The organism is Brevibacillus fluminis, from assembly GCF_003710825.1.
GTDB classification, from domain to species: Bacteria; Bacillota; Bacilli; order Brevibacillales; family Brevibacillaceae; genus Brevibacillus_D; species Brevibacillus_D fluminis.
In genome coordinates, this window is record NZ_RHHQ01000051.1 from 1 (window position 1) to 896 (window position 896).

1 protein-coding gene is annotated in these 896 nt (G+C 54.1%); it reads left to right on the forward strand.

What is annotated here, in order from left to right; genetic code table 11:
* Positions 1-103 precede the first annotated feature (103 nt).
* The coding region (locus EDM56_RS30815; protein ID WP_122921735.1) for a GNAT family N-acetyltransferase at positions 104-896 on the forward strand (793 nt) is incomplete at its 3' end.

An 896-nucleotide genomic window follows, 5' to 3' on the forward strand; every position in this document is an offset into this window, starting at 1 on the left:
GGTGTACTGGTCTCCTATATCGGTTTGCCGCTGTTCCTGTTATTATTGGTGGGATATAAAGTCGTCAAGAAGACAAAAGTCGTCTCGTTAAAGGAATGCAATTTTGACCAAGACGAATAGCGATGTGCGCATCGGCTTGGGGGAGAAAGGAATGTTGTCACAGATGAAACAGACCGATTCACAAACAGACGTCATCATTCGTTCGCTGCACACAGTGCCTGAGCTGGAAGAGGTGCGGCAGCTGGGAGCGCGCATATGGGGCGAAAACGACTCGATCCCGACGCATCAAACATTGACCGCCTGCAAAAACGGTGGACTTGTGCTGGGCGCATACATCGGGGAAGAGTTGGTTGGCTTCCAATACAGCTTTGCCGGCTATGACGGCGAGCGCGTGTACCTCTGTTCACACGAGCTGGGCATCGATGCGGCATACCGAAGCAAAAAGATCGGGGAGCGGCTCAAGCAGGCGCAGCGGGAAGAAGCGCTGAAGAAGGGATACAAACTGATTACGTGGACGTACGATCCGCTTGAGTCGGTCAACGGCTATCTCAACATCGCCAAGCTCGGCGGCGTTTGCTCACAAAATATCGTCAACTGCTATGGCGAGATGGAAGATTTGCTCAATAGCGGATTGCCGTCCGACCGCTTTTTGGTAGAGTGGTGGATCGCTGAAGTCAAGCCTGCGGCCCCGGCTGCTGTTTCAGTGGACGAGATGCATGCTGTACACGAGCGCTCGCTGCTCGCGTGGCGCCTCAACGAAGACGGCTTGCCTGTCCCACAGAAGCGGGATGATCAGCCGACACTCACTGGCGAGCCGTATTATGTGCCGATTCCGTCCGGCATCCAGCAGTTGAAGGAAAAGAATCACGAATTGGCTCTTGCTTGGCGCTTGCATA